Genomic DNA, 26,259 nt, shown 5'->3' with positions numbered 1-26,259 from the left:
TCGTAAGTGAGTATGGAAATAAATATTTATGTTGTTTATTATCAACATAAATATTTATTTTGTGGATATTAAACAACATATAATGAAATCTAAGAAAGCGATTCTTCTGCCAAGGTTTCAGAAAATACTGGAGCAAATGGGTGAAAACATCAAACTCGCAAGAAAGAGGAGGAGGTTTAGTACCGTTCAGGTATCAGAAAGAGCAGGGATCAATAGAACCACTTTGTATCAAATAGAAAAGGGAAATCCCAGTGTAGCATTAGGGTCATACTTTAATGTTCTCCGGGTTTTAAATTTGGAAGAGGATTTTTTAAAACTTGCCGCCGATGATGAATTTGGGAGAAAGCTTCAGGATCTGGCATTGATTGGTAAATCATGAGTTCACTGGCTAAAACTGATATTTGGGTCTATGCACATTGGCAAGGAATGCCCGTGCCAAGGTGTTTGGGGGTGTTGACAGCACAGCAAGCAAAAGGAAGGAAGGCATTTGGTTTTTCTTATGATCCTGCCTGGATTTCTTCCCAAGAGCAATGGTTGCTCGATCCGGATATTTCTTTGTATAGTGGGACTCAATATCCAAAAGATAAAGAAAATTTTGGAATATTTTTGGATTCAATGCCTGACAATTGGGGAAGGACTTTAATGAAAAGAAGAGCCCTTTTACTAGCACAAAATGAAAGCACCCCACCCAAGATATTGTACGATATAGATTATTTGTTGGGAGTCAATGACTACACGAGGATGGGTGCACTCAGGTTCAAACTCGATCCGGGAGGACCTTTTTTGGAAAATGAATCTCTTTTTTCTGTTCCACCTTGGGCCCAAATCAGGGATTTGCAATATGGAGCAAATCTATTAGAATCAAATGTTGATACCGATGAGGTCGACAAATGGCTCTCTATGTTGATGGCCCCTGGATCTTCATTGGGAGGGGCAAGACCAAAAGCAAACATCAGGGATGAAAACGGGGCGCTTTGGATAGCCAAATTCCCTTCCCGAAATGATGCTTTTGATAAAGCGGCATGGGAATACCTTACCTACCGCTTGGCTGTAGAAGCTGGAATTGAAATGTCACCATGCAGGTTGGAGCATGTTTCAGGTAAATACCATACTTTTTTCACAAAGCGGTTTGACAGGTCTGGGGAAGAGCGGATTCATTTTGCCTCAGCAATGACAATGACCGGGAAAAGTGAAGAAAGTATCAGAGATGATATACCTTCATACCTGGATATTTTGGAATTTATCCAGTTTTCAGGAAGCGATATTGAACGAGATTCCATGGAACTTTGGAGAAGAATTGTTTTCAATATTATGGTCTCGAATACAGATGACCATCTTCGTAATCATGGCTTTGTGCTTACCTTTAAAGGATGGCGATTATCTCCCGCTTTTGACCTTAACCCTTCTATAGAAAAGGAACGTTTGTCGCTGAACATCGATATGGACAATAATGTCTTGGATTTGGGATTGGCCAAATCCGTGGGGATGTTTTTTAGGATCAGCGAAAAAGAAATGGAATTAATTGTTGAAGAAGTAAAATCAGCAGTTGTCAATTGGGAGAAAGTGGCCAATGAAATAGGTATTCCCCGAAATGAGCAGCGTCTGATGAGGGCGGCATTTAGGATATAGTTTTTTAAGTGAAATACTTTCCCCTTTTCTCCCTCACATCGCCACTCCATTAAAAGGGTTAAACCGTCTCCTGCCTATTGACATGCCGATGGCACGGCAGACGGTTTTGTCGCCATACCTGGTATTGAGCCGGTCGAGGGCCTGGTAAAGCCGGATCTGCTCCTGCGTATCTTCAAAGAGGTTGATCTGGTAATTGCCATGGACAAGGTGGCTGAAGCGCACCCCGATCAGACGGATCAGCATACGGCGGTTGTACAGTTTTTTGAACAATTCCTTCACGATCGGGATCAGCGTATGGTCCGCAGAAGTGTAAGGCACGCGCTGCTGCACGGTGTGTGTGTCAAAATCCGAATAGCGGATCTTCACGCTCACGCAGGCTGTAAGCTGTTGCTTTTGGCGCAGTTTGGTGGAGATCTGCTCCGTCATGGCGATCAGGTTGGCTTCGAGCATCTTGACATCGATGGTGTCCTGCTCGAAGGTGTTTTCGGTCGAAATGGACTTCGCTTCGGAATAGGGTGTCACAAGGGAGCGGTCTATGCCGTTGGCTTTTTCCCAGATCATGGTGCCGTTTTTCCCAAAAGTAGCTTCCAGCAGTTCGGCGGGCATGACCTGTAGGGTCTGTACCTTTTTGACGCCCATATTGTATAAGGTGTGCGAAGTTTTTTCCCCGATCATGGGAATCTTGCGGACGGATAGGGGAGCGAGAAAGGGTTTTTCCATCCCATAGGGGATTTCCTTTTCATTGTTGGGTTTGGCTTCTCCGGTGGCTACTTTGGAGACAGTTTTGTTTTCCGAAAGCCCCAAGGAAATCGGCAGACCGCTTTCTTTGATGATCCTTTGGCGGAGTTCATGCGCCATCTTGAAGCAACCAAAAAATCTGTCCATACCTGTGTAATCGATATAAAATTCATCGATGGAGGACTTTTCAAACAGCGGCACATCCTCCCGGATGATCTCGGTAATCTCGTGGGATTTTTGACTGTACTTCTCAAAATCCCCACGGATGATCAGCGCCTCCGGACAAAGCTGCCGCGCCGTGCGCATAGGCATGGCGGAGTGCACGCCAAATTTCCTCGCTTCATAGCTGCAGGAAGCCACGACCCCCCGGTCTCCCGAACCGCCGATGAGAATGGGTTTTCCATTCAGCCTGCTGTCATACAGCCGCTCCACAGATACAAAAAATGAATCCAGATCCATGTGGACAATGCTCCTCTTTCTCTCCATAATATGTCAATTTTATAAACATTTTAATGTTTATAATTTAAACATATTTTCAATACCAAAAAGGAAGAAAAATGAAGGTTTGCCAGAAATCCAAAAATACTGTGACAATTTCCTGTAGCATCCTTCCGGACAAGAAGCAAAAATCAGGCATGTTCAAATCGTCCATAGCAATCAGTCCATGGTCCATAGCTGCTGATTTTGAACTCCAAACCAAATCATAAATGGTCTCCTGCAAGTAAGCGGTCATATATAAAAAAACACCCCAAATTGGATTGAGGTGTTTTTGGTGATTTTCATTTATCTGAGATCATTATTGACAATGTCTTCCAGTATCAAACTTAGAATTCACCTCATAATATCTATTAATATCCAGTATCCATCAATATCCAATTTCAATTAATATCAGATTGATTTATGGATTAGAGATCAATTACTGCTCAATCCTAAACGTTTTGGTTCCGGTATGTTTTTGGCCAAACATGTCCGTGGCCTCGACCTCGATGGTATGGACACCGACTTCAAGATTGACAGGGATGCCGGCTCTCCACAGGTGGTCCGTGCGCGCGGCATTGGAAGGTCTTCTTCCGTCAAGGAGTGTTTCGGTGGTTTCCCATTCGAAGATTTTGAGCAAATAAGAAGGGTCGTAATCTGTAAGGTTGGCCATTTTTCTCCATTCGCCATTGTCGATCCTGTAGCGGACCTCATCATTGGCAGTGCCCATAAAGAAGTTGACAATAATTCCCGTGGAGGTTCTTTTTCCTTTCTCCAATACTTTTGGAGCAAAGATTTCCATCTGATAGATGTCGGGTTTTCCGGCGGCTTTGTACCTCGCTTTGTATTGGTTGCCTTCAAAATCCATGAATACATAACCGTTTGGCGAACCGTCACGCATGGTGGATTCGGGCACGCCGCTTTCTCTCATCCTTCCGCTGTACCAATCTCCCGAAGGGGTACCGATGTTATAATGGTGATGGGCTTTGCTTTGGTTATACCCGGCTTCTTTTCCGAAGAAAGTCTGCTTCTGATAGTGCGTATGCGCAGAAAGTGATACGGTATTGGGGAAATCTGAAAGCAGTTCGAGTAGCTTTTCCCTGTCTTCATCCCTGTAGCTTTCTCCCTCTTCAAACAACGGGATGTGCATGAATACCACGACCAATTTGTCTTTTGGGACTAATTTGAGGTTGTTTTCGATAAACTGTAACTGATCAGCCCTCAATCCTCCCCAATATCCCTGTCCGTCTCTTGGATCCGGATAGAGGATATTTTCCAACACCACAAAGTGGACATCACCTTCATTGAAAGCATAGGTGGCGGGGCCAAAAAAGGACTCAAAAGTCTCATCAGTCAACTCGTCTTTTGTTGCGTCCTGATTCATGTCGTGATTTCCCATAACCGAAAACCAAGGCACGCTGACTTTTCCGATTGTCTTCGCATAGGCCGGGTACAAGGACAGGTCATCTCCTGCGATGTCGCCCACCGATATCCCAAAGCGTATTCCCTGAATGCCCGCGACTTCATCGACCACCCCTTTTTCAAAATATCCCAACTCCGTCATATTGTACGGCTGCGGGTCACCGAATACCAAAGCGGTAAAGTTGCTTTCGGACGTGGATGGCAAAAGTCCAAAATCCACCGATTTGGGCAATGCTCCTGTCGGACTGAGGCCTGCATATTTCAGGTTGGTGGGAGAACCTTTTGGCTTATGGCTGTAAAAGAACTTTGGAAGGTTGTTTTCGTTTTTTGGCAGGGCGTAATCTGACGGCTTGATCACAAATATGGTCTGATCTTCCTGGATCGGAAGTACATATTGACCCTTGTCATCTGTTTTGACTACTTCTATCCCATTGGATACGGATACATTTGGAAGCCCTTTTTCACGTCTATCTTTCTTTCCGTTTGCATTGAGATCCTCATACACATAGCCGGTGACTGTATTTTGGCCATATCCAGACAAACTCAACAAAGAGAGTCCGATGAGTAGTATGTATTTTTTCATGGGTGTATTGGATGTTTATTTTTCAAGTTATGAAATTAAGCCAATCATGCGAGGAGTATATTATTTGGAAGTTATTGTTTTATTATGAATGGTAAGGGAAGGATTTTTTTGTCCTTTTAGTCTTACTTTCTTTCATTAAAGAGCTGAATTTTTTCTTATTATATTTTTGTAATGTGTTGATAATAAATAAAATGTGAGAAAAATTTGAAATTACTCAATGTAATGAGTAAATTTACTCAGTATATTGAGTAAAATAATTATGGCATACCAAAGAATTGAAAAAGTAGGTTTACTGAAGCGGCTAAAAGATGAACCAAGAAGGTTTATCCAAGTCATCTATGGCCCAAGGCAAATAGGAAAAACCACCTTGGTAAGACAGATTATGGCGGAGTTGGATTATCCAAGTGTCATGATAGCCGCGGATGCAGTGCCGGCCGGAGATGGTGTGTGGATTTCCCAACAGTGGGAAAATGCCCGGATCCGTCAACAGCAGCAGCCCGAAAAGCCTTTTCTTTTGGTCATCGATGAGGTGCAGAAGATCGACAACTGGTCCGAGCAGATCAAGGCCGAGTGGGACAGGGATACTGCCGAAGAAAAAGATATTCGGGTAGTTTTGTTGGGTTCATCTAGGCTGATGCTCCAGCAGGGGTTGACAGAATCTCTGGCGGGAAGGTTTGAAGCGACTTACCTTGGACATTGGTCCTATAAAGAAATGAAGGATGCTTTCGGCCTGACAGCAGAAGAATTTATCTGGTTTGGAGGCTATCCGGGTGCTATCGCCTTAAAGGATGACGAGGACCGATGGAAGAACTATATCCGGGATTCCCTCTTGGAAACCAGTATTTCAAAGGACATCCTTATGCTGACCCGTGTAGATAAGCCGGCGCTGATGAAGCGCTTGTTTGAGTTGGGTTCGGTGTATTCCGGTCAGGTGCTGAGCTACACCAAGATCATGGGGCAGCTTGCCGATGCCGGCAATACCACCACTTTGGCCAATTACCTGAATCTATTAAACGATGCCGGGCTTTTGGGAGGATTGGAAAAATACAGTCCCAATATGGTCAGGAAACGGTCTTCCAGTCCTAAGTTTATGGTCCATAATACGGCCATCATGTCCGGTATTTCCAATGAAAGTATGGATACCTTGTTGGCAGATCCCAAAGCTTGGGGACGATGGGTTGAATCTGCAGTTGGTGCGCATCTCATCAATCAGTCCTTCAAGGATAAAAAGCTAAATGTCTACTATTGGCGGGAAGGAAATGAAGAAGTGGATTTTGTGTTGGAATACAAAAAGCGGGTGATTGCCTTGGAAGTAAAGTCCTCCAAAACCGGTACTCTTTCGGGAATGAACGCCTTCGCCAAACAATTCAAACCCGAAAAAACCCTGCTCATTGGTGCGGATGGCATTCCTTGGCAAGAATTCCTTCAGATGGATGTTTTGGATTTGTATGCATAATAAAGGCAACTCTCACAGGTTGCCTTTTTTGTTTTTTTACTATAAAATTCTGGAAGATGGATGGTTCAACCCCTTCAGGGTTGGCCGGGTTTTGTTGTGAAATTACCCCCGGGTTCTACCCGGGGCTATTCAAGGTTGGACCCCGTTGGGGTCTTTTCTCCATAATCATTTCTTCAGTGACCTCAGTGGTAAAAAATCATTAATCCGCTTTTTTGACCTTTGCGAAACCTTTGAGTCCTTTGCGGTTAAAAAATATACCTCACGCAGTGATGCGGAGGAAACAGTCAGAAGACTGCATTTTGGTGGTCCTAGTCAGGAGACCTGAACCAATTGGTATGCTTAAATACTCCATTTTATTGCTTAATAATTAAATTGTAATTAATTGAATATCAATGGATATGGAGGTATTTTAATTTTTTACTCAATATACTGAGTAAAATTACTCAATAGGTTGAGTAAATTATTTTTAAGATGTTTGTGAAGACACAAACATCGGCTGAATAAAGAACCTAAGTAAGTACAAACATCAGCCTTAGCAGTCTGGAGATTGCATTTTGACGGTCCATGTCTGGAGACTTGAACCAATAGGACGTAGCAGTCAGGAGACTGCATTCTTGTGGTCCAAGTCTGGAGACTTGAACCAACGAGTTTCAGCGGTCCAAGTCTGGAGACTTGAACCAATGGGGGTCCAAGTCTGAAGACTTGAACCAATGGGGAATCTTGTCTCACGTCTCAAATCTCAAATCTCATGTCTCACAATTCTCGTCTCACGTCTCACGTCTCAAATCTCAAAAAGAATACCCCACCTGACTTCCTTTTTCGGGATCGAGTTCAATCTTGGCATAGACGCCGATTTCCTGTTGGAGTTCTTCCACATGGGAAATGATACCGACTATCCGGTTTTCGTGTCGGAGTGACTTGAGTGTTTCGAATACTACACGCAGGGCATTTCTATCCAAAGCCCCAAAACCTTCATCCAAGAAAAAGAAACTCTGATCGGCCTGATTGAGTGATTTGACTTTTTCTGCCAAAGCCAAAGCAAGACATAATGAAGCCTGAAAAGTCTGCCCTCCGGAAAGGGTCTTGAGTAATCGCTTCTTGCCTCCATTGAGGTAATCGACCACCCAAAATGTGTTGTTGTCGTCGATCTCCAAGCTGAGGCTGTTTTTGGTGAGCTTCATAAACCGCAGGTTGGCGGTATTGCAGAGTTCTTTGAGGTAAATCGTACTCACATACTTGACAAATCCGCTGCCCCGGAACAGGTTGTCCAATTCCCTCAGGTTGGATTCCCTGTTTTCCAAAATGCTGAATTCTTTTGCCAATTCTTGTTTTCTGTTCAGCTTGGTTTTGCTGTCTTCGATGTCCTGAATCAATAAAGTCAGTTCTTTTCTGAATCCTTCCAAGCCTGATTTTTTCTCCTTCAAATCCCCCAAAAGGCGCTCAAATACATCTTGGTTGAAGTCCAAGACACCGTCTTCCGCTTTGAGTTTGTCCAGATTATTTTGGACTAGCAATCTCCGGTCTTCATATTGGCGGATCTCCGCATCGGTTTTGTCGGCATCCAAGGAATGGTGATACAAGGCCTGAAGATCGGATTCACTTTCAAATCCATGTGTCTTTTTCAGGGCTTCATATTGGCTTTCCAACTCGACAATTTTGACAATGGTCTTCTCTACCAAATCTTCAAAATTCTTGAGATTTGCCAGGTTGGTGGATTGCTTCGCCCGGGTTTCCTGAAGGACTTTCCGCTTGCCGTCCAGGTCTTGGATTGTTTTTTCGATGTCCTTTTCTACTGTAAAAATGGTATTTTCTATGTAATCAGTAGATTTTTCAAAAAACGGTTTGGTGAATATCGGGTCTTTGATTTCGTCCTTTTTGGCGGCAACGGTACTGTGCAAGGCCACCTGCTTTTGTTCGGCGGCGCGGAGTTGCTGTTCTTCTTTTTCCAAAAGGAGTTTCCCTTCCTCTTGGCTTTTTCTCAAATCTTTGACTTCCTGTGCGAGTTGGTCTTTGTGCTTCAAAGCCAAATCGGTATCTCCGATCAACTTGGACAGAATCTCTTTGGAAAGGATGTTTTTTGACTTCAGACTGTCCGTTAGGGAAGTCAATTGTAGCTTGGAGTCGGCAAGTTCTTTTTCCTTGGCTCCAATGTTTTGCCGGTGATTTTCCTGACGGATTTGTTGCTCGGAGAGCTTTTGTGATAGGTTTACGGTTTTTTCCATAAGCGCTTTTGCCTCTTCTATTTGACTGGAAATCCCATTCCATTCACTTTCTTCCTGACTTGCTGTGATCGGGTCAGGATGCTCGGTGGCACCGCAAAGCGGACATGCTTCCCCGTCCTGCAAAAGATGGACATGGGCGGCAAGCCCTTTTTTGCTGAGTAGTTTCTCCTTATCGGTTTCAAGGTTTTGGATTTGCTTTTTTTGGTTTTCAATCCAACTTCCAAAGCTGTCAAACCCTGATGGAATCTGTTTTTTGATCTCTAAAATGGCTGTATCCAAGTTTGTTGCCGTCTGCCTGAGCAAATTGAAGTCTTCTGTCAACTTTGCCAATTGGTTTTCCAGGTTGGTCCAATCTTTTGTGGCGCTTTTCAGGTTTGAGATTTCGTCTGTATTCGGAACTTGTATGCCTTCGATTTTGAATTCTTTTTCTTTGATCGCATTTTCGATTTCCTTTTGGGATTTTTTAAGGCTTTCGATATTCGGGCTGAGTGTTTCCACCTGTTTTTCGGCATCCTTCAAACCCGTCAATAGTCCTTGGATTTCGATCACCTTTTTGAGGTCACGGATTTTCGCTTCTCTATTTGGGCGGTCGTCCGCTTTTATTTTGAGTTCTGCTTCCTGTTTTACCAGATCAGCTACTTCTGTTTCATACCTTTTTTTGAAATCCGAGCAGTTTATGACGCTGACCCGGTATTTTTCCAATTCGATTTTGGCTTCTTTGGTTTGTTCCCAAACAGGCTTCAGGTAAGTTTTGGCTTTGAGAAAATCCTTCCAAATGGCTTTTTTGGTCTCTATTTCAGGTCTTTGGATTTCCAGATTATTCCATTCCTTCTGTCGTTCTATCAATTGCAGGTTTTTAGCTTGGAGTGCTTCCCGTTTTTTAGATTCGGCTTCTAAGGTCTGGAAGGTTTTTTCTTCCATTTCGAGTAAAATGGTTTTTTCAGAGCGCAGATTTTCTTTGTCCTTCAATGCCTCGGGAGAATATTCAGCCAAAGCCAAAAGTTGGGTTTCCAACCTGATTTTTTCTTCTCTGACGGCTTTGAGCAGGCTTCCGGTTTTTTGGGAAAGATCGAATCTTTCCAAACCAAAAAGCTCCTTCATCATCTCAGCCCTCGGTCCGGGAGTCAGGTCGATGAATTCCCTGAATTTGCCCTGAGGAATGATGACAGTCTGCTTGAAATGCTCTTTTTTCATCCCGACGATTTCTTCCCCGGCTTGGGTAATCGGAATCAGGTTTTCACCGTCTTTTTCATAAAATGTATGCTCGGCCGGCCGGATCTCTTCAAAGTTTTTGGGATTTCTTTTGGCAGCATAGCGGGCAAGGTAGTTTTTGGAATTGTTTTTCCCTGATCGGAATTCAAAATTGATCAACAGTGTTTCGCTCTGTAGGTTGAGCATGCTGTTCTTTTCTCCCCGGTCAGAAAGCCGCTCGGTGCTGCCATACAACGCCAAGAGAATGGCTTCCAAAATGGAAGATTTCCCGCTTCCCACAGCACCAAAGATCCCAAAAAGACCCGCTCCGGTGAGTTGTTCAAACTCTACTGTCTGTTTCTCTTTGTAGGAATAAAGGCCTTCTATTTCGAGTTTTACCGGGATCATGGGCGTTTTTGGTTGGTTTATAAAATCCTCCAAGGGTTCTGAACCCTTGGTGGGTTGGACTATTCTTGGCTGATGACTTCTTTAAAAATCCCGATCAGTTCCAGATTGGGTTCCTGACCTTTTTCACTTTTGTAATACATGTTAAAGAGCGTGACCATGTCCTTTCCGAGGTCTTCGACTTTCAGGCTGAGGCTTTCCTGTCCTTTGGGATTTTTGATTTGGGGAATCAGGCTGACAATCCCGTCGTGGGCCTTCATGATGGCTTTGCGGGTAGCGGCATCTATGGAATGCTCTGTAACAAAGGTAATTTCAACAAAACAATAAGGGTTTTGCTCTAACCATTGCAGCGTCGCAGCAAGATCATCAAAGGTTTTTCTGTACAGCGGCCTTCCTTTTTCCAAACCCACAGCCTTGTAACTGACGGCTGTTCCCGGTTCAGCTTCAATGATAATGACCTGTTTTTGTTGGTCGGCTTCGCTGAAGGAGTAGGCGAGGGGAGAACTTGAATAGACCACCGGAAAGGGATTTTTGCCCACGGCATGGTAGCGGTGCAGATGGCCCAAAGCGGCATATTGGATCTGGTTTGGGATATTGTGGGTAAAAAGCGCCTGCGTGCCACCGACATGGAGGATGGGCCGCTCGGATTCCGGTTCGGGTTCGACAGGACCACATTCTTTCATAAAAAAGAAATGACCCATAAAGAGATTTACTCCTTTGTCATCGCAGTAATTGTCTGCAATTTTTCCCCATTTATTGGCCAAAACTTCCCTAAACTCCGCTTCCCTGTCTCCCTCTCCCAAGTAGGTTTTGAGAAGCACTTCATTGGCATAGGGAGCAAGGATAACCCTGATGGGGAAACTGTATTTTGGGAGAAGGATTTCTACAAAACCTGATTCGCTTCGGGTAACTTCGATGCCATTGTCTAATTTTCCTACGGGAATGACACTGTCGTACCTGCTGTAGAAAAAGATGCCCATTTCTCTCGCCAATGGATCCGGTGCTTCGACAAACTGCGTACTGTCATGGTTGCCGGAGATGGCGATAACAGGTCTTTGGCCGTCTTTGGAGAGTTTTTTGAGGGTTTTGTAAAGGAGCTCCACAGCCTCATGGTTGGGATTGAACGTGTCAAAAATATCTCCTGCAAGCAGGACCAAATCCACTTCTTCCCGGTCGGCGATCTGGATGATTTCTTCCAAGACGAGCTTTTGCTCTTCCAATCTGGAAAATTCCTGGAGTCTTTTTCCCAAATGCCAATCCGCTGTATGGAGTATTTTGATCATGTTCAAATCGGTTTTTTTTAGAAATTTGTGGGCTTAGGCATTTTGAAAATTTATGCTAAATTAGCCTTTCTATTTTTGATAAAAATAGACGCTTAGTTTTTCCATTCCAAATGGAAATTATGTCTTTGACGACAATTGGCACATTAATTGTAAAATGCGAGCTAATGAAAATGAAAAACATCCTATTCGTTTTGCTGATGCTGATGGGTCCGATGCCGCTTTTGGCAGGCGGTCCTAAGGCTGATGTAGGCGATTCGCTGAAGATTCAGGAAGGCGTCGCAAGTTATTATGGTCGCAAATTCCACTTAAGAAAGACCGCAAGCGGAGAGATTTTTGATATGGAGCGAATGACTGCTGCCCACAAAAACCTTCCCTTTGGCACCATGCTGAAGGTGACCAACCTCAAAAACGACAAAGTGGTTTGGGTAAGGGTTAATGACCGCCTTCCACAAAATTCCAAAAGAATCATCGACTTATCTCGCGCCGCCGCCACAGAAATCGACATGGTCAAAGATGGCCTTGCCAAAGTAAAAATCGAAGTACCTGATCAGGCCACCGTGAACTTATTGATGAGTCATTATCAGGGCAACAAGCCGGAAGATATCAGGCTGAGGATCTATGAAGAACCGATCCTATTTGACAAAATGGACCTGTGTATGATAGGATTTGAGATCGACCTTGCTGAGAAGGTGGAAGTTTCGATTTAAGTGTTTCGTACAATCAATTTTTTAAGAATACATTTAATCTAAACCAAATTCATAAAATTTTTCAATAAGCTTTTTCAATTAATCCAAATGTAGTTTTTCAAACTTTTTAACATCATCCCTTTTGAATTTGTTTAATAACTTAGTTTATTGTAATCCTATTCAATAACCACAAGTAATATGCGTCGTGTTCCTGTATTTTTATTTGCCCTTGTCTTGATAGTGTGCGTTTCCTGCAAGGAAGAAAAAGCCGAAAGTCAGGATCAGCCATTGGAGGCTTTCCGCGGTGAAGTGGCTGCTACTCCTGTCCGGATAGCCAAAGCCGAGAAGCGGACCTTTGATTACCTGATCAATGCCTCCGGCAAAATCGAAGCCGCAGAGCAGGTCAAAATCATCGCCGAGCGGCCGGGATACCTCATAGAACTTACCGTGAAGGAAGGTGACTTTGTCGAAAAAGGCAAAATCCTCGCCCGCCTCGATCAGACCGAGAGTCTGCTGACCCTTGAAAAAGCCAATATCGAACTCAAAAATGCCAAGGCTAACTTCCAGTCCGAAATCCTGAGCTTCGAAAGCATCATGAACAGCGGCGATGCCGACAGGATTGCGCAGGTACAGGAGCAGCTTAAGGCCAAGAGCGGGCTTTTTTCTGCTGAAATCGCCGTCAAGGAAGCACAGATTGACCTGGACAAGACGGTGATCAAATCCCCGATTTCGGGTCGCATTGCTGACCTGAAGTCCAAGCGTGGAAGCCTCGTCAAGTCAGGCGACGAAATGCTCGAAGTCATCAATACGGCTGCGCTCGAACTCAAAGTGAAAGTCCTGGAATCCGACATCAACCTTATTTCCCTAGGCCAAAAAGCCGAAATCCTTCCTGTCGGCGGCGGGGAAGGCATCAGCGGTTCGGTCAGGAGTATCAATCCCAAAGTGGATGAAAACGGACTCGTCCAAGTCAATATCCTGATCAACGGAGGCAAAGGATTGCTTCCGGGGATGAACGCCCGGGCCATCATCCGCGCCCCACAAAACAACAGCATCGTCGTACCCAAGCAGGCTTTGGTCTACCGTTCCGGCAGGCCCGTGGTTTTTACCATAGAGAAAGAGGAATCCAAATGGAACTATGTCGAAGTCGGCAAGGACAACGGACAGGAAGTCGAAATCCTCAGCGGCATTGAATCCGGCATGACCGTCATCACTTCCAACAACCTGCAGCTTGCACATCAGGCACCTGTACAAATCCTCAAAGACTAAGCGCTATGGTAAGGTTTTTATTGGCAAGACCCATAGCTGTGTTGATGGTTTTTTTGGCCTTGATGGTCTTTTCGGTCATCGTGTTCAGGACGCTTCCGATTTCACTTTTGCCTCCGATCGATGTCCCACAGATTGTCATCAAGGTCAACTATCCCAATGCTTCTCCTGAGGCCATAGAGCAAAATGTGCTTTCCCCGATCCGGGAAGGCCTGATGACACTCAATGGGCTGGAAGATGTCGAAAGCAAAGCCGGAAGCGAAACAGGCACGATCCGACTGACTTTTGATTATGGTACCAAGATGGAACTGGCCTACATCGACGTCAATGAGAAGATCGACCGGCTTACCAACAGTCTTCCTTCGGACCTTGCGCGTCCCCAAGTGATCCGGATCAATACCAATGACATTCCTGTCGTCCGGGTGCAGGTCATTCCCAAACCTGGATTTGACTTTACAGAAATCAGTCAGTTGACCGAAAATGTCCTGAAGAAAAGGATCGAACAGTTGGAAGGGGTTTCCCTGGTCGATATCAATGGCAAAAAGGAGCGCATCATCACCGTCACGACGGATAAAGCTGCCCTCGGTGCCCTTGGCATGACGGAAGACAATGTGATCAATGCCATCCAATTTGGCAATGAAGAACTTCCCGGCATCAGTGTGGAGGACGGTCAGTTCAGGTATTACTTGCGGTTGGCGACAAGGGTGGATTCTCCCGACGACATCATGAAGCTGCCCGTTACTTCCGAAAAGGGAGTTACCGTAGATTTGGCTAGGGTGGCCACGGTGCAATACGAGACGAACGAGGTTTTGGGACACCACCTTTTTGGCGAAAAAGAGGGATTGGTCATCACGGTGCACAAGCAGGCTTCCGCCAAGATGAACGAACTTCTTCCCAAGGTATATGAGGCTATAGATTTGTTCAAAGCAGATTACAACCAAGTGGATTTTGAGCTTACTCAAGACCAATCTGTCTTGCTGAATGCCGGTATCAGCAACCTGCAGACGAGTTTGCTGTTTGGGGGTATTTTTGCTTTTGCAGTGTTATTTTTATTCATGGGGGATTGGAGGATGCCGGTTTTCATCGGGATTTCTTTGCCGACTTCATTGCTGATCAGTTTTCTGGTATTTTACTTTTTTGAGATTTCGATCAATGTCATTTCTCTTTCAGGCCTTGCATTGGGATTGGGGATGTTGATTGACAATGCGATCATCGTCATGGATAGCATTACCCTGAATAGGAAGGAGGGATTGCCGATTTTCGAAGCCTGTGTGCAGGGGGTCAATGAAGTGATGTCAGCTTTGGTCAGTTCGGTGCTGACCACTTTGGCAGTTTTTATCCCATTGGTTTTTTTAAGTGGAGTTTCAGGGGCATTGTTTATGGATCAGGCGGTTTCAGTTTCCGCTATTTTGGGGGTTTCTTTATTGGTTGCCTTTATTTTTATACCGATGCTTTATCTTTTTTTCTTTAGAAATAGAGTTGTAAAGGAAGAAAGAGAAGATGATAGCAGGTTTTTCAAGATCATTTTAAAAGGCTATAAAAGCCTGTTCAATAGGGTTTTTAGCAATAAAAAACTCAGCTTTTGGATTTTCATTCTATTGATCCCTGCAGGTTTGGCATTGGGCTACCTGCTCCAAGTCGAAGGCCTGCCACCGATACAGAAGTTTGACGCCGTCGTAGCCATCGACTGGAACGAACCGATCGGTGTGGAGCAAAACAAAGACCGTGTTTTGTCCATCTTGGAAGCCATGAAAGGCGCTTACCTGAAGTCGGAGACAGACCTTGGGGTGCGGCAGTTTTTGCTTTTTGATGGGGAAAGTTCCCTGCAGGAAGCCAACCTCTATTTCCTATTTGAATCCCAAGAAGCCAAAACCGATCAGATGCAGAAGTTGCAGGAATTGGTATCGGGTAATTATCCCAATGCCCAAATTGCCGTCTCGGATGCTCCAAATGCTTTTGATCAGTTGTTTGCTTCCAACATTCCCTTTTACGAAGTGAGGTGGAAAGACCTGGCGACCAAAAAACCAATCGAGGAAGGCAGGATGGATGAATGGCTGTCAGCATTTCCTGTACAGGAATTCAGCCGCGGACCGGGATTACAGAAAGAAGCTTCGGTGATATTCAGGTTGGATGGCGGCAAACTTGCGCTCTATGGCATCAGTCCCCGGGACTTACAAGAGCAGGTGAAGCAGCTTTTTGGGGTGTATCCGATTACCGACATCAAGCGGTTTGGGGAAATCACCCCGATCAAACTCAAGGCCGACAAGACCAATTTTGAGCAGATTCTCAACAATAATTTCCTTCGGGGAAAAGACGGGAATGAATACGCACTGAGCAATTTCATCAGTTTTGATTATGAAAACCATTACAAATTTGTCACTGCGGACAAGGGTGGTCTGTTCCAATCGGTGATACTTGATTCAAAAAATCCAACGGCCTACAATGCCGAGATCATCAATTGGGCAGCGGATAAGAATCTTGGCGTGTCGTTTTTTGGGCAGTACTTCAAAGATCAGGAGCGGATCAGAGAATTGGTCGGTATCCTTTTGATTTCAGTTTTGCTCCTTTACTTTATCCTAGCCGCACAATTTGAAAGTTTTATTCAGCCAATAATCATCATCTCTACTTTGCCTTTGGGGATCGGGGGGGCGTTTATCATCCTCTTTCTTACCGGAACTTCCCTCAATGTCATGTCAGCCATTGGCTTGGTTGTCATGTTGGGAATTATGGTCAATGATGCCATCCTGAAAATAGATACCATCAATAGATTAAAAGAAAGGTACAGTACTCAACTGCCTGCGGTGGAAGCCTTGGAAAAGGCGATCTATGAAGCCGGGCAAACAAGATTGAAGCCAATTCTAATGACTTCGATTACGACCATATTGGCCCTTTTGCCAGTGGTTTTCTCAAGCGGTTTGGGTTCGGACCTGCAGCGGCCTTTGGTGTATTCTGTCATCGGCGGTCTGACCATCGGAACCTTTACTGCGCTGTATTTCGTGCCTTTGGCTTATTGGTTTATAAGTAGACGTGAGAAGTGAGATTTGAGACATGAGACTTGGTGAATTGAAAATTATGAATGAAGAATTAACAATAGGGAACTTAGAATTTAAAAAGCTTGAGTTCATGATAACTATTGAAACAAAATTCATGAGATTTTCAAATACTCTAACAAACTCAGAAAAAAAACGACTCTTTTTATGATTGTCTTAAACCCTTGAAAGTCTCGCTTCTCGTTTCTATTGTCTCAAATCTCACATCTCACATCTCAAATCTAAAACATAAAAATTGACTCCCTTCCGCATCATCATATCGTTCATCGTTCTTGCCATCATCGGCTTTGCCCTGGTGCCGAGGCTTTCTGTGGACCTGAATCCACGGGAGCGTGAACCGGTATTGACGGTGAGTTTTGGGGTGCCGAGGTCTTCTCCGGATCTGGTCGAAAAGCTGGCCACTTCTCCTTTGGAAGGAGCTCTTTCCCAATTGGCAGATCTCAAAAAGATCAATTCTGTATCCAATTACGACAGGGGATCAATCACCCTGCGCTTTGACAAAGAGACGGATATGGAATTCAAAAAATTTGAAGTCTCCTCCATCATCCGGCAAGTTTATCCAGGTTTGGATCAGAAGGTCTCTTATCCCTTGGTCACCCAAACTGCCGAGCGCAGGTCCGACCTTAAAACCCCGATTTTAACCTATTCTGTCAACGGTCCTTTTGCTTCTTTTGAGATCAAAAAAATCGCTGAAGATGTCATCAAATCCTCCCTCAATAGGTTTGCCGAAATAGAGGAAATTACCGTCCGTGGAGCAAATGACCTGCAGCTTTTTGTCACCTATGACATCAAAAAATTGCAGGCATTCAAACTTTCCAAATCAGATATTGAATCTGTCATTGCAGGTTCTTTTGGAAGATCATTTCCTGGTTCACTCGTCAATAACAGGGGAGAGACACTTTTTATTCAGGTTGACCGCTCGCTGCAGGACATCAGCCAACTCGAAAACCTCCTTGTCACCACCAAAGAAGGAAAAGAGATTTACCTGAAAGATCTGGCGAGTTTGACTTTGGAGGAAGCCGAACCCAATTCCTTTTACCGGATCAATGGAAACAATTCGGTCACGCTGTCCATCATCAACCGCGACGGGGTCAACAAAGTCCTTCTTGCCAAAAACATCAAGGCCGCCATTGAAAGCACCAAATCTTTGTTGCCGGCAGGATTTGAAGTAAGGCTTGAAAATGACGACACGGAGTTTCTTGAAAAAGAATTGAATAAAATTTATGAGCGTTCGGGATTGTCCATTCTGATATTGATTTTATTCATTTTCCTGATCAATAGGAATCTCAGGTACCTCAGTATCCTATTTTTGGGCATCATTGTCAACCTGAGTATTACCGCCATTATCCTCTATTTGATGAAAGTGGACATTCATTTGTATTCCTTGGCTGGGCTGACGATATCTTTTGGGTTGATAGTGGACAATGCCATCATCATGATCGACCACATGCACAAGCACAAAAACCGAAAGGTGTTTGTAGCATTATTGGGAGCTTCTTTGACAACAATTGTTGCTTTGTTGATTGTGTTTTTCCTTCCTGAAGATGACAGGAAAAACCTCACGGAATTTTCCATTGTCGTTACTGTGATGTTGGCTGTATCACTTTTGGTGGCACTTGTTTTCACCCCGGCGATGTATGATCTTCTTTTTGGCAATCAGGCAGAAAAGGGAAGGGTACTCAGCGTTGCCCAACTCCGAAAAAGGGTCCGGGCTTTCGGTGTTTTCAACAGGAGTATCGGATTTATAGCCCATTACAGAAAGACATTCATTGTATTCCTTTTGCTGCTTTTTGGGTTACCCGTTTTCTTCCTTCCCGCCAAATGGGAGGGTCAGGAATGGTACAACAAAACCGTTGGTTCGACATTGTATCAGGAAGAAATCCGGCCATATGTGGACAAGGCACTTGGGGGTTCGCTGCGTTTGTTTGTGCGTGGGGTTTTTGAAAAATCATCCTATCGCCAAGCGGAAAAGACAAGGCTTTACATTACTGCCCAGTTGCCATTTGGCAATACCTTGGAGCAGATGGATTTTATCATGCGGGAATTTGAGAAATTTCTCCAAGGGGTGGAGGGCATTGATCAGTTTGTGACTTTTATCCAATCGGGGCAATACTCTCAAATCGAAATCACTTTCAAAGAAGCTTACGAAAAATCGGCTTTGCCTTACCAACTCAAAGGCCGGCTGTCGGTCAAGTCCACCGATTGGTCGGGGGCGAGTTGGCAGATTTACGGAGTAGGACAGGGGTTTTATACAGGTTCGAGTGGTGATGGAATCCCCCAATATAGGGTGACATTGAAAGGCTACAACTACGACGAGCTTGAAAGGCAATCGGCGTTGTTGGCTGAAAAGCTCCTCCGACACAAAAGGATCCAAACTGTGAATACCAACGAACGCTTGGGTTGGGATGAACAGAAAACCGAAGAATATGTACTCCGACTCGACCAAAGCAAAATGGCCCTTGGCAATGCAAACCAATACCAAGTCATCAATGCACTCAACAACGTCTCCCGTCCATCCGGTCCTTCGGCGTACCTCGCTTTGGAGGATAAAAACTACGCTGTAGTGGTCAGGGAAAAGGAATCTGCTAATTATTCGAAATTTGACCTGGAAGAGAATAGCCTGATCGGAGGGGAAGATCAGGTTTTTAAAGTCAGGAACTTTGGTACACTTACCAAAGAAACCACCACCAACGCCCTGCACAAAGAGGACCGGCAATATATCCGTTTGGTGGCTTTTGAGTACATGGGTTCGCACAAGTTTGGCAATGAATATCTGGACGAAGTTCTGACCGAAATGAAAGCCAATATGCCCATCGGCTATACCGCAGAAAAGGAAACTTGGAGTTGGGATTGGAACAAAGCAAAAAGACAGTATAGCTTGATTTTGGTGTTGGTGGTGGGGATTTTCTTTATATGTGCGGTTCTTTTTGAGAACCTCAAGCAGCCTTTTTTCATCATCATTATCATTCCGTTTTCATTTATAGGACTCTTTCTGATATTCTCGCTCTTTGATTTTTACTTTGATCAGGGAGGTTATGCGGCTTTTGTGATGCTCGGTGGCTTGGCGGTCAATGCGGCGATATTTATTGTCAATGACCTGAACAACCGGTCCATTGGGCTTTACAATAGGAATATTCTGAAAGCCGTGGCCGGTAAAGCAGTTCCCATCATGCTGACCATTCTATCCACCTGCTTTGGCTTGATCCCATTTATCATAGAGGGGCAAAATGAAGTTTTCTGGTTCTCCCTAGCCATCGGCACCATCGGCGGATTGGTGTTCAGTATTATAGGAGTCTTTGTGGCTTTGCCTGTGTTTTTGTGGAGGAAGAAAGGATAATTTTGATTTCCCGCCAAGGCGCCAAGAGTTTTTTGTAAACTTTGAATAGGTTCTGTCATATAAATCTATCCTCCCGGCACTAATAAATATTGATACTCATTTTGTACAAACCCAAAATCCCTTCCTTGTTATGAATCTCAAACCCAATTCTATTTTATTCCTTTTTTCACTTCTCGTCTTTTCTTATTGCAATTCAAAGGATGAAACCGTGGCAGATAATCCTCTCAAGCAACTGGAATTGGAAGTGGTGGATTCTCTGATGGTGGATGAACTTGTTCCGCTCCGTCTTCAGGATTATTCACAGGAGGCGGGTATGTATATCCTGTTTGATTCCAAATCACAAAATCCGTTTTTGGTCAACGAGAAGGGTGAAATTCTCAATAAGTTTGACCTGAAAGGAGAAGGCCCAAATGGTACCGGAGGAAACGGTGCTTTTGGCTATAAATTCTTGGACAAAGACCGATTTGTGGCTCAAGGCGCATTTACAGGGTATTTTATCTATGACCTGCAAGGGAATCAGATCCAAAAAATAGCCAGCAATGCGACAGAAATGTGGACGATCGCCATCTACTCTAACAGGACTACTTTCCACCCATATGTCGAAAACGGTCAGGACATGATGATAGGGGAAGAACCGAATTTTTTTTCCAATGAGGAGTCGGATTACAAAACCTTAGGGACGGATTATTTTACCAAAATCAGCAGCATCTATCGCTACAACCTTGGAACTGAAGAGAATGAAATCCTGGAATCTTTCCCTGAGTCGTGGGAACCAAGACTGAACAATCGGTTTGTAGGACCTGACCTTCCCTTTGTGGCGCTACATGATTCCAAGAAAAAATATGCATTGCTGCCTTTGGTCGGCAATCAGGTGTTCATTTATGAATTTCAGGAGGGCAAACCTGTCTTGACGGCCGATATCAAACTTTCCCACCCTCTCAGACCTGAATCAGCACCTCTCTTTGACGTAGAGGCAGAAAATCCCGACTCTGAATATCCCAAATTTACCAATGTCCTATTTGCCGGCGAATACCTGATTGTTTCCTTCAGTACCAAAGTCCCACTATCTGTTATGACCGAACTCCGTGCCAAGTCGGAAGAATATTACCAATTGCCGGAGTTCAAGGAAGCGATGAAAAAGTATATGAAATACTACCATATTGTGGTCAAAGACGGAAAGCAGATCGGGATCATTGATGAGTTTCCTGTTCATGGAGGATTGGAATTTTTGGACGGAAAAGGAATCCTTTATGTCAATGATAACGCCAATCCGGAGGAAGAACGGGATTACAATATTTTCTACAAAGTAAAAATCAAGGAATAAAAAAACCGGCAGTTTCCCGTCGGTTTTTTAGGATATATATACAGTTGGTTTAGATTCTATTTTAACGAAACAAATCCTGTGCCATTGCATTTTCAGTTGCCAATCGTAAAAATAAACCCTATTCCGGGTTGGATCATGGTAATGGCTGACCGCTGCGGCGTATAGACAAACTCCCCCTCGCCCTGGTCGGGAAGGTATTCTGTATCCTGTTTTCTTAGAAAATCCACCGGCCCGCTGTCGTGGTACAGGACTTTGAATTCGAAATGCCCCATTTCCCTGTTTTTGAAGGGGACTTTGAATCCACCTCCAAACCTGTAACCCAATACCCAATCACTGAAATCCATCCCTTCTTCTATCGGTTCTTCAAACTGAAACTCTCGGATTTTATATCGGGTATAGAAATAATTGGCGCCGACCTGCGCTTCCAAAAATGGGATGATCCGCTTTTCACTTTCAAAATTATACCTGAATATCCCCATAAAAGTCATCAGGTTATTGTTTCGTCTCAGTCTCAGTTCGTCGGTAAATCCCGGATATAGGTCGGTTCTTTTTTCGAGTTCTGTGCCATGCTTTCCGTATCCAAGTCCAAATCCCACCTCAATGGGCTTCATGGGAAACCGGTAATAAAAAGATATGGTATATTCAGGAAAAACAGATCCATCCATTATTTCCCTCAAATCACCCACAGGTACACCAAGATTGGCCTGAAAACCTGTTGAGAAATATTGAGCATGGGAAACAGATGCAGACAAAAGGAAGATAGCTAGAAAGATTATCCGAGTCATTCGAGTGTTTTTGGAATTAATACGGAAAGAACCTAATGCAGTTTTAGAAATTTGTTTCAATCCAAGTCTTGGAAAACCTCTTCCAAATCCAAACTGAATCCTTCAATACAAGCTGAACTTACAATATCTCCGGGTGAAAAAAGTCTGGAGGGGACGTATTTTCCTGTAGTCAGCGTATAAATCAACAGCGTCTGTTCGGTAGGTTGGATCACCCAATATTCCTTCACACCACTTTCTTCATAGACTTCATATTTGTACTTGAGTTCTTTTCGGTTGGAACCGGGGGAAAGGATCTCGATAATCAAGTCCGGCGCACCGATACAGCCTGCATCATCCAATTTGCTGCGGTCGCAGACCACGCAGATATCGGGCTGCACGACGGTAAAGATATCTTCGTTTCTTTTTGACTTGACAGGAAGCCTTACATCAAAGGGAGCAGTATATACTTCACAGGGTTTGCCTTGAAGGAATTGATAGAGAGAACTTGAAATCTTAAGAGAGACTTTTTGGTGAATTCTTCTAGGAGCAGCTGCTGCAGCAGATTTAAAAACTTTTCCTTTGATGATTTCCACCATTTCATCCATTTGCCAAGTCAGGTAATCCGCATAGGAATACTTGCCATATTCTGTAGAGGGTTCGCTGACTTTGTTTTCGGTTTCTTCGGTTTTCATAATTCTAATTTAATGAAAAACTTGGTGAAATTGATTTTGATGAAAGCTGTAAGAATGGTCTTTTTGGTTCGTCAATCTGAGTTTCAAACATTTTCAAAAAAAACTTTCAGAAAAGGAATGACATTGAAACTATCTTATTTCGGCCTCGGCAAGCTCGGCCACCGAGGTTGTTCTCGCGAGAGGGTGAGGAGGGAAAAGCGGCGTAGCCGCTTTTCCCTCCTCACCCTCCAAACACAGAATCTTCGATCCCTGAGCTTGTCGAAGGGGGAAATTCCATTTCTGTCATTGGTGGTGAAGCTAAGAGTCTCTTTTATTTTATAGATCCTTCATACTTTGTACCTCGGTTTCAGGATGACGTCACGACAACACAACCTTGAAACTTAATAATATTAAAACCTTCAAATCTTTCAATTTTTCAATCCCTCAATACTCCATCAGCTTCCTCAATTTCTCTTTAAACCTCCCCACCGGCAGAAAATTCTTTTCCAGACTTGGGGCAAAAGGAACCGGTGTATCCATGCTTCCTTCCCGCATTACAGGGGCGTCAAGGAATTCAAAGCAGTTTTCTGAAATCCAGGCCACTATCTCCGAACCTATTCCTCCTGTGAGGCAATCTTCCTGAAGGAAAATTACTTTTCCGGTTTTTTTGACCGTTTTTTCCACCGCCTCTTTGTCCCAAGGAAGTAAAGTCCGCAAATCCAAGATGTCTGCCGAAACACCCAATTCTTTCACCGCTGTTTTTGCCCAATGAACACCCATGCCGTAGGTGATGATACTGAGCGTCTCCCCTTCCTGTACCAAGTTGGCTTTGCCAACTTCGACGGTATAATAGTCATCGGGAATGGATTCAGAGATGGAACGGTAAAGTGCCTTATGCTCAAAGTACATGTATGGATTTGGGTCTTCAAAAGCCGCATTCAGCAATCCCTTGGCATCGTATGGATTTGAGGGGTAGACGATTTTCAGTCCGGGAGTGTGGAAAAACCAGGCCTCGTTGGATTGGGAATGGAAAGGTCCTGCGGCGACTCCGGCACCGGTTGGCATGCGGACGACAACATCGGCATTTTGTCCCCATCGGTAATGGATTTTAGCCAAGTTGTTCACGATTTGGTTGAATCCCACGGACACAAAATCCGCAAACTGCATCTCCACCATTGACTTATAACCTTTGATGGATAAACCAAGGGCAGCACCGATGATGGCACTTTCGCAGAGCGGGGTATTGCGTACACGGTCGGCGCCGAATCTGTTTTTGAAACCATCCGTAATCTTAAATGCCCCACCATAAGTTCCGATGTCCTGACCCATGAGGATGAGGTTTGGATACTTTTCCATGGATTGGCGGAGGCCGTCGGCGATGGCATCCAAGAAGCGTTTTTCGGTTTTCTGATCTGATTTTGGAGTGATTACTTCTTGTTGAAATGGCGCGTAGATATCCGCCATTTCCTCTGTAGTATCTGCGCTAATGGCTTCTTCGGCAAAGGCAATATCCAATCCTTTATTGATCGCAGCCTTGATTTTTTTGTTGATTTTTTCTTTGGCTTCAGGATTCAATACTCCTGATTCCTCCAAATACCTCTCGTAATTGTCCACCGGGTCTTTGAGCGCCCATGTTTCCATAAGTTCCTTGGGAACGTACTTGGTTCCTGAAGCTTCTTCATGTCCACGCATCCGGAAGGTAATTGCTTCCAATAGGATCGGTCTTGGGTTTTGCCTGATATCTTCTGCTAATTTTTTGACAGTATCATAGACTGCCAAAACATTGTTTCCATCCACTCGAACAGCCTCCATACCATAACCCGGGCCTTTTTCAGTAAAATATTTGAAAGCAAACTGTTCATCACTTGGCGTAGAAAGTCCGTACCCGTTGTGCTCGACGACAAAGATTACCGGGAGTTTCCATACTGCGGCCACATTGAGCCCTTCGTGAAAATCCCCTTCTGAACTTGCGCCATCACCGGTAAAAACCAAGCTGACCTTGTTTTCTTTTGAAAGTTTATGTGCCAAACCGATGCCGTCCGCAATGGCCATCTGTGGACCGAGGTGGGAAATCATCCCGACGATATGGTGATCGTTGGTACCAAAGTGAAAGGAACGGTCTCGGCCTTTGGTATAGCCCGATTTTTTACCCTGAAACTGTGCAAAAAGTTTTTCCAAAGGAAGATTTCTACCGGTAAATATCCCAAGGTTACGGTGCATCGGCAGGATATATTCATCTTCCTGCAGGGCATTGACTGCGCCGATGGAGATGGCTTCTTGTCCCCAACCGCTAAACCACTTGGAGATTTTACCCTGACGGAGAAGGATGAGCATTTTTTCTTCAATCCTTCTCGGCATCAACAGGGATTCATATAGACCCAATAAAGTCTTGTCAGAATACTCTTTTCTATCAAAAATCATTGCTTGCGCTTCGGTGCTTGGATTGGGCATAGGGTTTATGATTTAATATGTATGGACGCAATGATGCCAGTGAAAGCGTTAATCCAAAATAATTTAATGTTGGACACTGAAATGTCCGGAACATCGGTCTTCCGACTTCGGTCTTCCGACCCGACTGAAGTAGATTATTAGGTAACTGGCAAAGAAGCGTATATCTATTTAATTTGATGCCAAATTAGTTGAATTTAGCTTTCTCCCCAAGGTTTGGACAGAACTTATCTTGTACCAAATTGGGTTATGTTTACTTAAATCCAAATCTTTCATTCAATAAGCAAAGGAGGAAATATTTATGGTAGATATCCTGATCAAAAATATGGTTTGTCCACGCTGTATCATGGCTGTTGAAAATGTCCTGAACCAACAAAAAATCGGGTTTGAAAGGGTGGAACTTGGGAAAGTAAGGTTAAATACCCAAATGGATGAAGTAGCCTACGGGATCTTTGAAACCGAAATTGAAAAACTCGGCTTTGAAATCTTGAAAGACAGGGATGTGCAGCGCATAGAAAAGGTCAAAAACCTGTTTACCCTGTTGTTTCAAAAGGAGGAAATACCTTCGGGTTTAAATATTTCCACCTATATCAATTCCCATATCCCGGAAGATTATAGCATGCTGAGTCACCTTTTTAGCAGTATGGAAGGAATTGCAATTGAAAAATATTTTATCAGCCTCAAAATCGAAAAAGTGAAGGAGTGGCTTTTTTATGAAGAGCTCACCTTGAGTGAAATGGCGTATAAACTGGATTACAGTTCCGTGCAGCACCTTTCTTCCCAATTCAAAAAAATCACGGGCATGACACCGAGTGAGTATAGGAAATTGAGGAGGGATGGAGGTAAGAAGTAGGGAGGTGGGAAGTAGGAAGTATGGAAGGCAGAAGTAGGAGGGAGAGAGGTGGAAGGTGATGGAAGGGGGAAGTGGGAGTTGGAAGTTATCCATTGTCCATCCCTTAAAAACATGACCTTTGGAAGGAACTTTAGAATCTTTCAACTTTTTAACCTTAAAACCCTTTATTTTCCAATCTTCCAATTTTGAAATTTTTCAATCCCCCTAAAAACAGCAAAGGCGTCGATTCACATCGACGCCTAAAAGTAATGCAAGGTTAATGAAAAAATTTTCGTTTGCTGTACGACTTCAAAAGTAGAAATAAACCTTTCCCCAAAAGGAAATCAGCCGTTAAGGATACTTTAATTTAAACCCAAATTAATCCTCAAAAATTAATATTTAAGTAACATAAGGGATCCCGTTAATGGCCTTTCAAATCAAAATTGCCGATTTCAATAATTTTCAGACATAATCTTTT

The 26,259-nt window shown here is 43.9% G+C and carries 17 protein-coding genes; 10 read left to right on the top strand and 7 right to left on the bottom strand.

Features of this window, described 5'->3' with window-relative positions; genetic code table 11:
- Nucleotides 1–82: 82 nt before the first annotated feature.
- Both DQW11_RS06070 and DQW11_RS06065 read left to right on the top strand, forming a co-directional pair.
- Entirely contained in the window at nt 83–379 is a 297-nt protein-coding gene (locus DQW11_RS06070; protein WP_113923061.1) for a helix-turn-helix domain-containing protein, read from the top strand.
- On the top strand, nt 376–1,629 hold the full coding sequence (locus DQW11_RS06065; protein ID WP_113923060.1) for a type II toxin-antitoxin system HipA family toxin: 1,254 nt from the start codon (nt 376–378) through the stop codon (nt 1,627–1,629). The genes DQW11_RS06070 and DQW11_RS06065 overlap by 4 nt, the downstream gene beginning before the upstream one ends.
- A gap of 33 nt (nt 1,630–1,662) precedes the next feature.
- Here the strand turns inward: DQW11_RS06065 and dinB are convergent, their stop codons facing one another.
- Nucleotides 1,663–2,853, bottom strand: coding sequence for a DNA polymerase IV (dinB, locus tag DQW11_RS06060; RefSeq protein ID WP_113923059.1), 1,191 nt, complete (start codon nt 2,851–2,853; stop codon nt 1,663–1,665).
- A 71-nt stretch (nt 2,854–2,924) separates the two neighbouring features.
- Here dinB and DQW11_RS22215 point away from each other — a divergent pair, with 71 nt between their 5' ends.
- Nucleotides 2,925–3,074, top strand: a complete 150-nt coding sequence (locus DQW11_RS22215) for a hypothetical protein (RefSeq protein ID WP_157966049.1) — start codon at nt 2,925–2,927, stop codon at nt 3,072–3,074.
- 209 nt (nt 3,075–3,283) lie between these two features.
- On the opposite strand, the gene DQW11_RS06050 is transcribed toward DQW11_RS22215, so the two are convergent.
- Nucleotides 3,284–4,849, bottom strand: coding sequence for a calcineurin-like phosphoesterase C-terminal domain-containing protein (locus DQW11_RS06050; RefSeq protein ID WP_113923057.1), 1,566 nt, complete (start codon nt 4,847–4,849; stop codon nt 3,284–3,286).
- Nucleotides 4,850–5,108: 259 nt separating this feature from the next.
- Between DQW11_RS06050 and DQW11_RS06045 the strand changes: the two genes are divergently transcribed.
- Complete coding sequence (locus tag DQW11_RS06045) at nt 5,109–6,305, top strand: ATP-binding protein (RefSeq protein WP_113923056.1); 1,197 nt, start codon at nt 5,109–5,111, stop codon at nt 6,303–6,305.
- Nucleotides 6,306–7,093: 788 nt separating this feature from the next.
- Here DQW11_RS06045 and DQW11_RS06040 read toward each other — a convergent pair.
- Together DQW11_RS06040 and DQW11_RS06035 are read right to left on the bottom strand one after the other, a co-directional pair.
- A complete protein-coding gene (locus DQW11_RS06040; RefSeq protein ID WP_113923055.1) occupies nt 7,094–10,126 on the bottom strand; it encodes an SbcC/MukB-like Walker B domain-containing protein in 3,033 nt (1,010 codons plus the stop codon).
- A 59-nt stretch (nt 10,127–10,185) separates the two neighbouring features.
- Nucleotides 10,186–11,406 carry a metallophosphoesterase family protein gene (locus tag DQW11_RS06035; protein ID WP_198669848.1) on the bottom strand — a complete coding sequence of 407 codons (1,221 nt, stop codon included), beginning with the start codon at nt 11,404–11,406 and terminating at the stop codon, nt 10,186–10,188.
- A 170-nt stretch (nt 11,407–11,576) separates the two neighbouring features.
- Here DQW11_RS06035 and DQW11_RS06030 point away from each other — a divergent pair, with 170 nt between their 5' ends.
- The 5 genes from DQW11_RS06030 (at nt 11,577) to DQW11_RS06010 (ending at nt 21,066) form a co-directional block, all read left to right on the top strand.
- Entirely contained in the window at nt 11,577–12,113 is a 537-nt protein-coding gene (locus tag DQW11_RS06030) for a septal ring lytic transglycosylase RlpA family protein (protein ID WP_232826685.1), read from the top strand.
- Between the two features lie 177 nt (nt 12,114–12,290).
- Complete coding sequence (locus tag DQW11_RS06025) at nt 12,291–13,358, top strand: efflux RND transporter periplasmic adaptor subunit (RefSeq protein ID WP_113923053.1); 1,068 nt, start codon at nt 12,291–12,293, stop codon at nt 13,356–13,358.
- A 5-nt stretch (nt 13,359–13,363) separates the two neighbouring features.
- Nucleotides 13,364–16,393 (top strand): efflux RND transporter permease subunit, encoded by a 3,030-nt coding sequence (locus DQW11_RS06020; protein ID WP_113923052.1) that lies wholly within the window; start codon nt 13,364–13,366, stop codon nt 16,391–16,393.
- Nucleotides 16,394–16,640: 247 nt separating this feature from the next.
- A complete protein-coding gene (locus DQW11_RS06015) occupies nt 16,641–19,742 on the top strand; it encodes an efflux RND transporter permease subunit (RefSeq protein ID WP_113923051.1) in 3,102 nt (1,033 codons plus the stop codon).
- 130 nt (nt 19,743–19,872) lie between these two features.
- Complete coding sequence (locus DQW11_RS06010) at nt 19,873–21,066, top strand: DUF4221 family protein (RefSeq protein ID WP_113923050.1); 1,194 nt, start codon at nt 19,873–19,875, stop codon at nt 21,064–21,066.
- A 92-nt stretch (nt 21,067–21,158) separates the two neighbouring features.
- On the opposite strand, the gene DQW11_RS06005 is transcribed toward DQW11_RS06010, so the two are convergent.
- From DQW11_RS06005 to DQW11_RS05990, 3 genes are all read right to left on the bottom strand, one after another.
- On the bottom strand, nt 21,159–21,851 hold the full coding sequence (locus DQW11_RS06005; protein WP_113923049.1) for a hypothetical protein: 693 nt from the start codon (nt 21,849–21,851) through the stop codon (nt 21,159–21,161).
- A 56-nt stretch (nt 21,852–21,907) separates the two neighbouring features.
- On the bottom strand, nt 21,908–22,522 hold the full coding sequence (locus DQW11_RS06000; protein WP_113923048.1) for a Uma2 family endonuclease: 615 nt from the start codon (nt 22,520–22,522) through the stop codon (nt 21,908–21,910).
- A 423-nt stretch (nt 22,523–22,945) separates the two neighbouring features.
- On the bottom strand, nt 22,946–24,952 hold the full coding sequence (locus DQW11_RS05990; RefSeq protein WP_113923046.1) for an alpha-ketoacid dehydrogenase subunit alpha/beta: 2,007 nt from the start codon (nt 24,950–24,952) through the stop codon (nt 22,946–22,948).
- A gap of 298 nt (nt 24,953–25,250) precedes the next feature.
- On the opposite strand from DQW11_RS05990, the gene DQW11_RS05985 reads away from it, so the two are divergent.
- Nucleotides 25,251–25,802, top strand: coding sequence for a helix-turn-helix domain-containing protein (locus DQW11_RS05985; protein WP_113923045.1), 552 nt, complete (start codon nt 25,251–25,253; stop codon nt 25,800–25,802).
- The last annotated feature ends 457 nt before the right edge of the window (nt 25,803–26,259 follow it).

It is taken from the genome of Cognataquiflexum aquatile, assembly GCF_003316845.1.
GTDB lineage: Bacteria > Bacteroidota > Bacteroidia > Cytophagales > Cyclobacteriaceae > Cognataquiflexum > Cognataquiflexum aquatile.
Note: the sequence above shows the minus strand (reverse complement) of the source record. Positions and strands in the feature narration are given on the sequence as shown.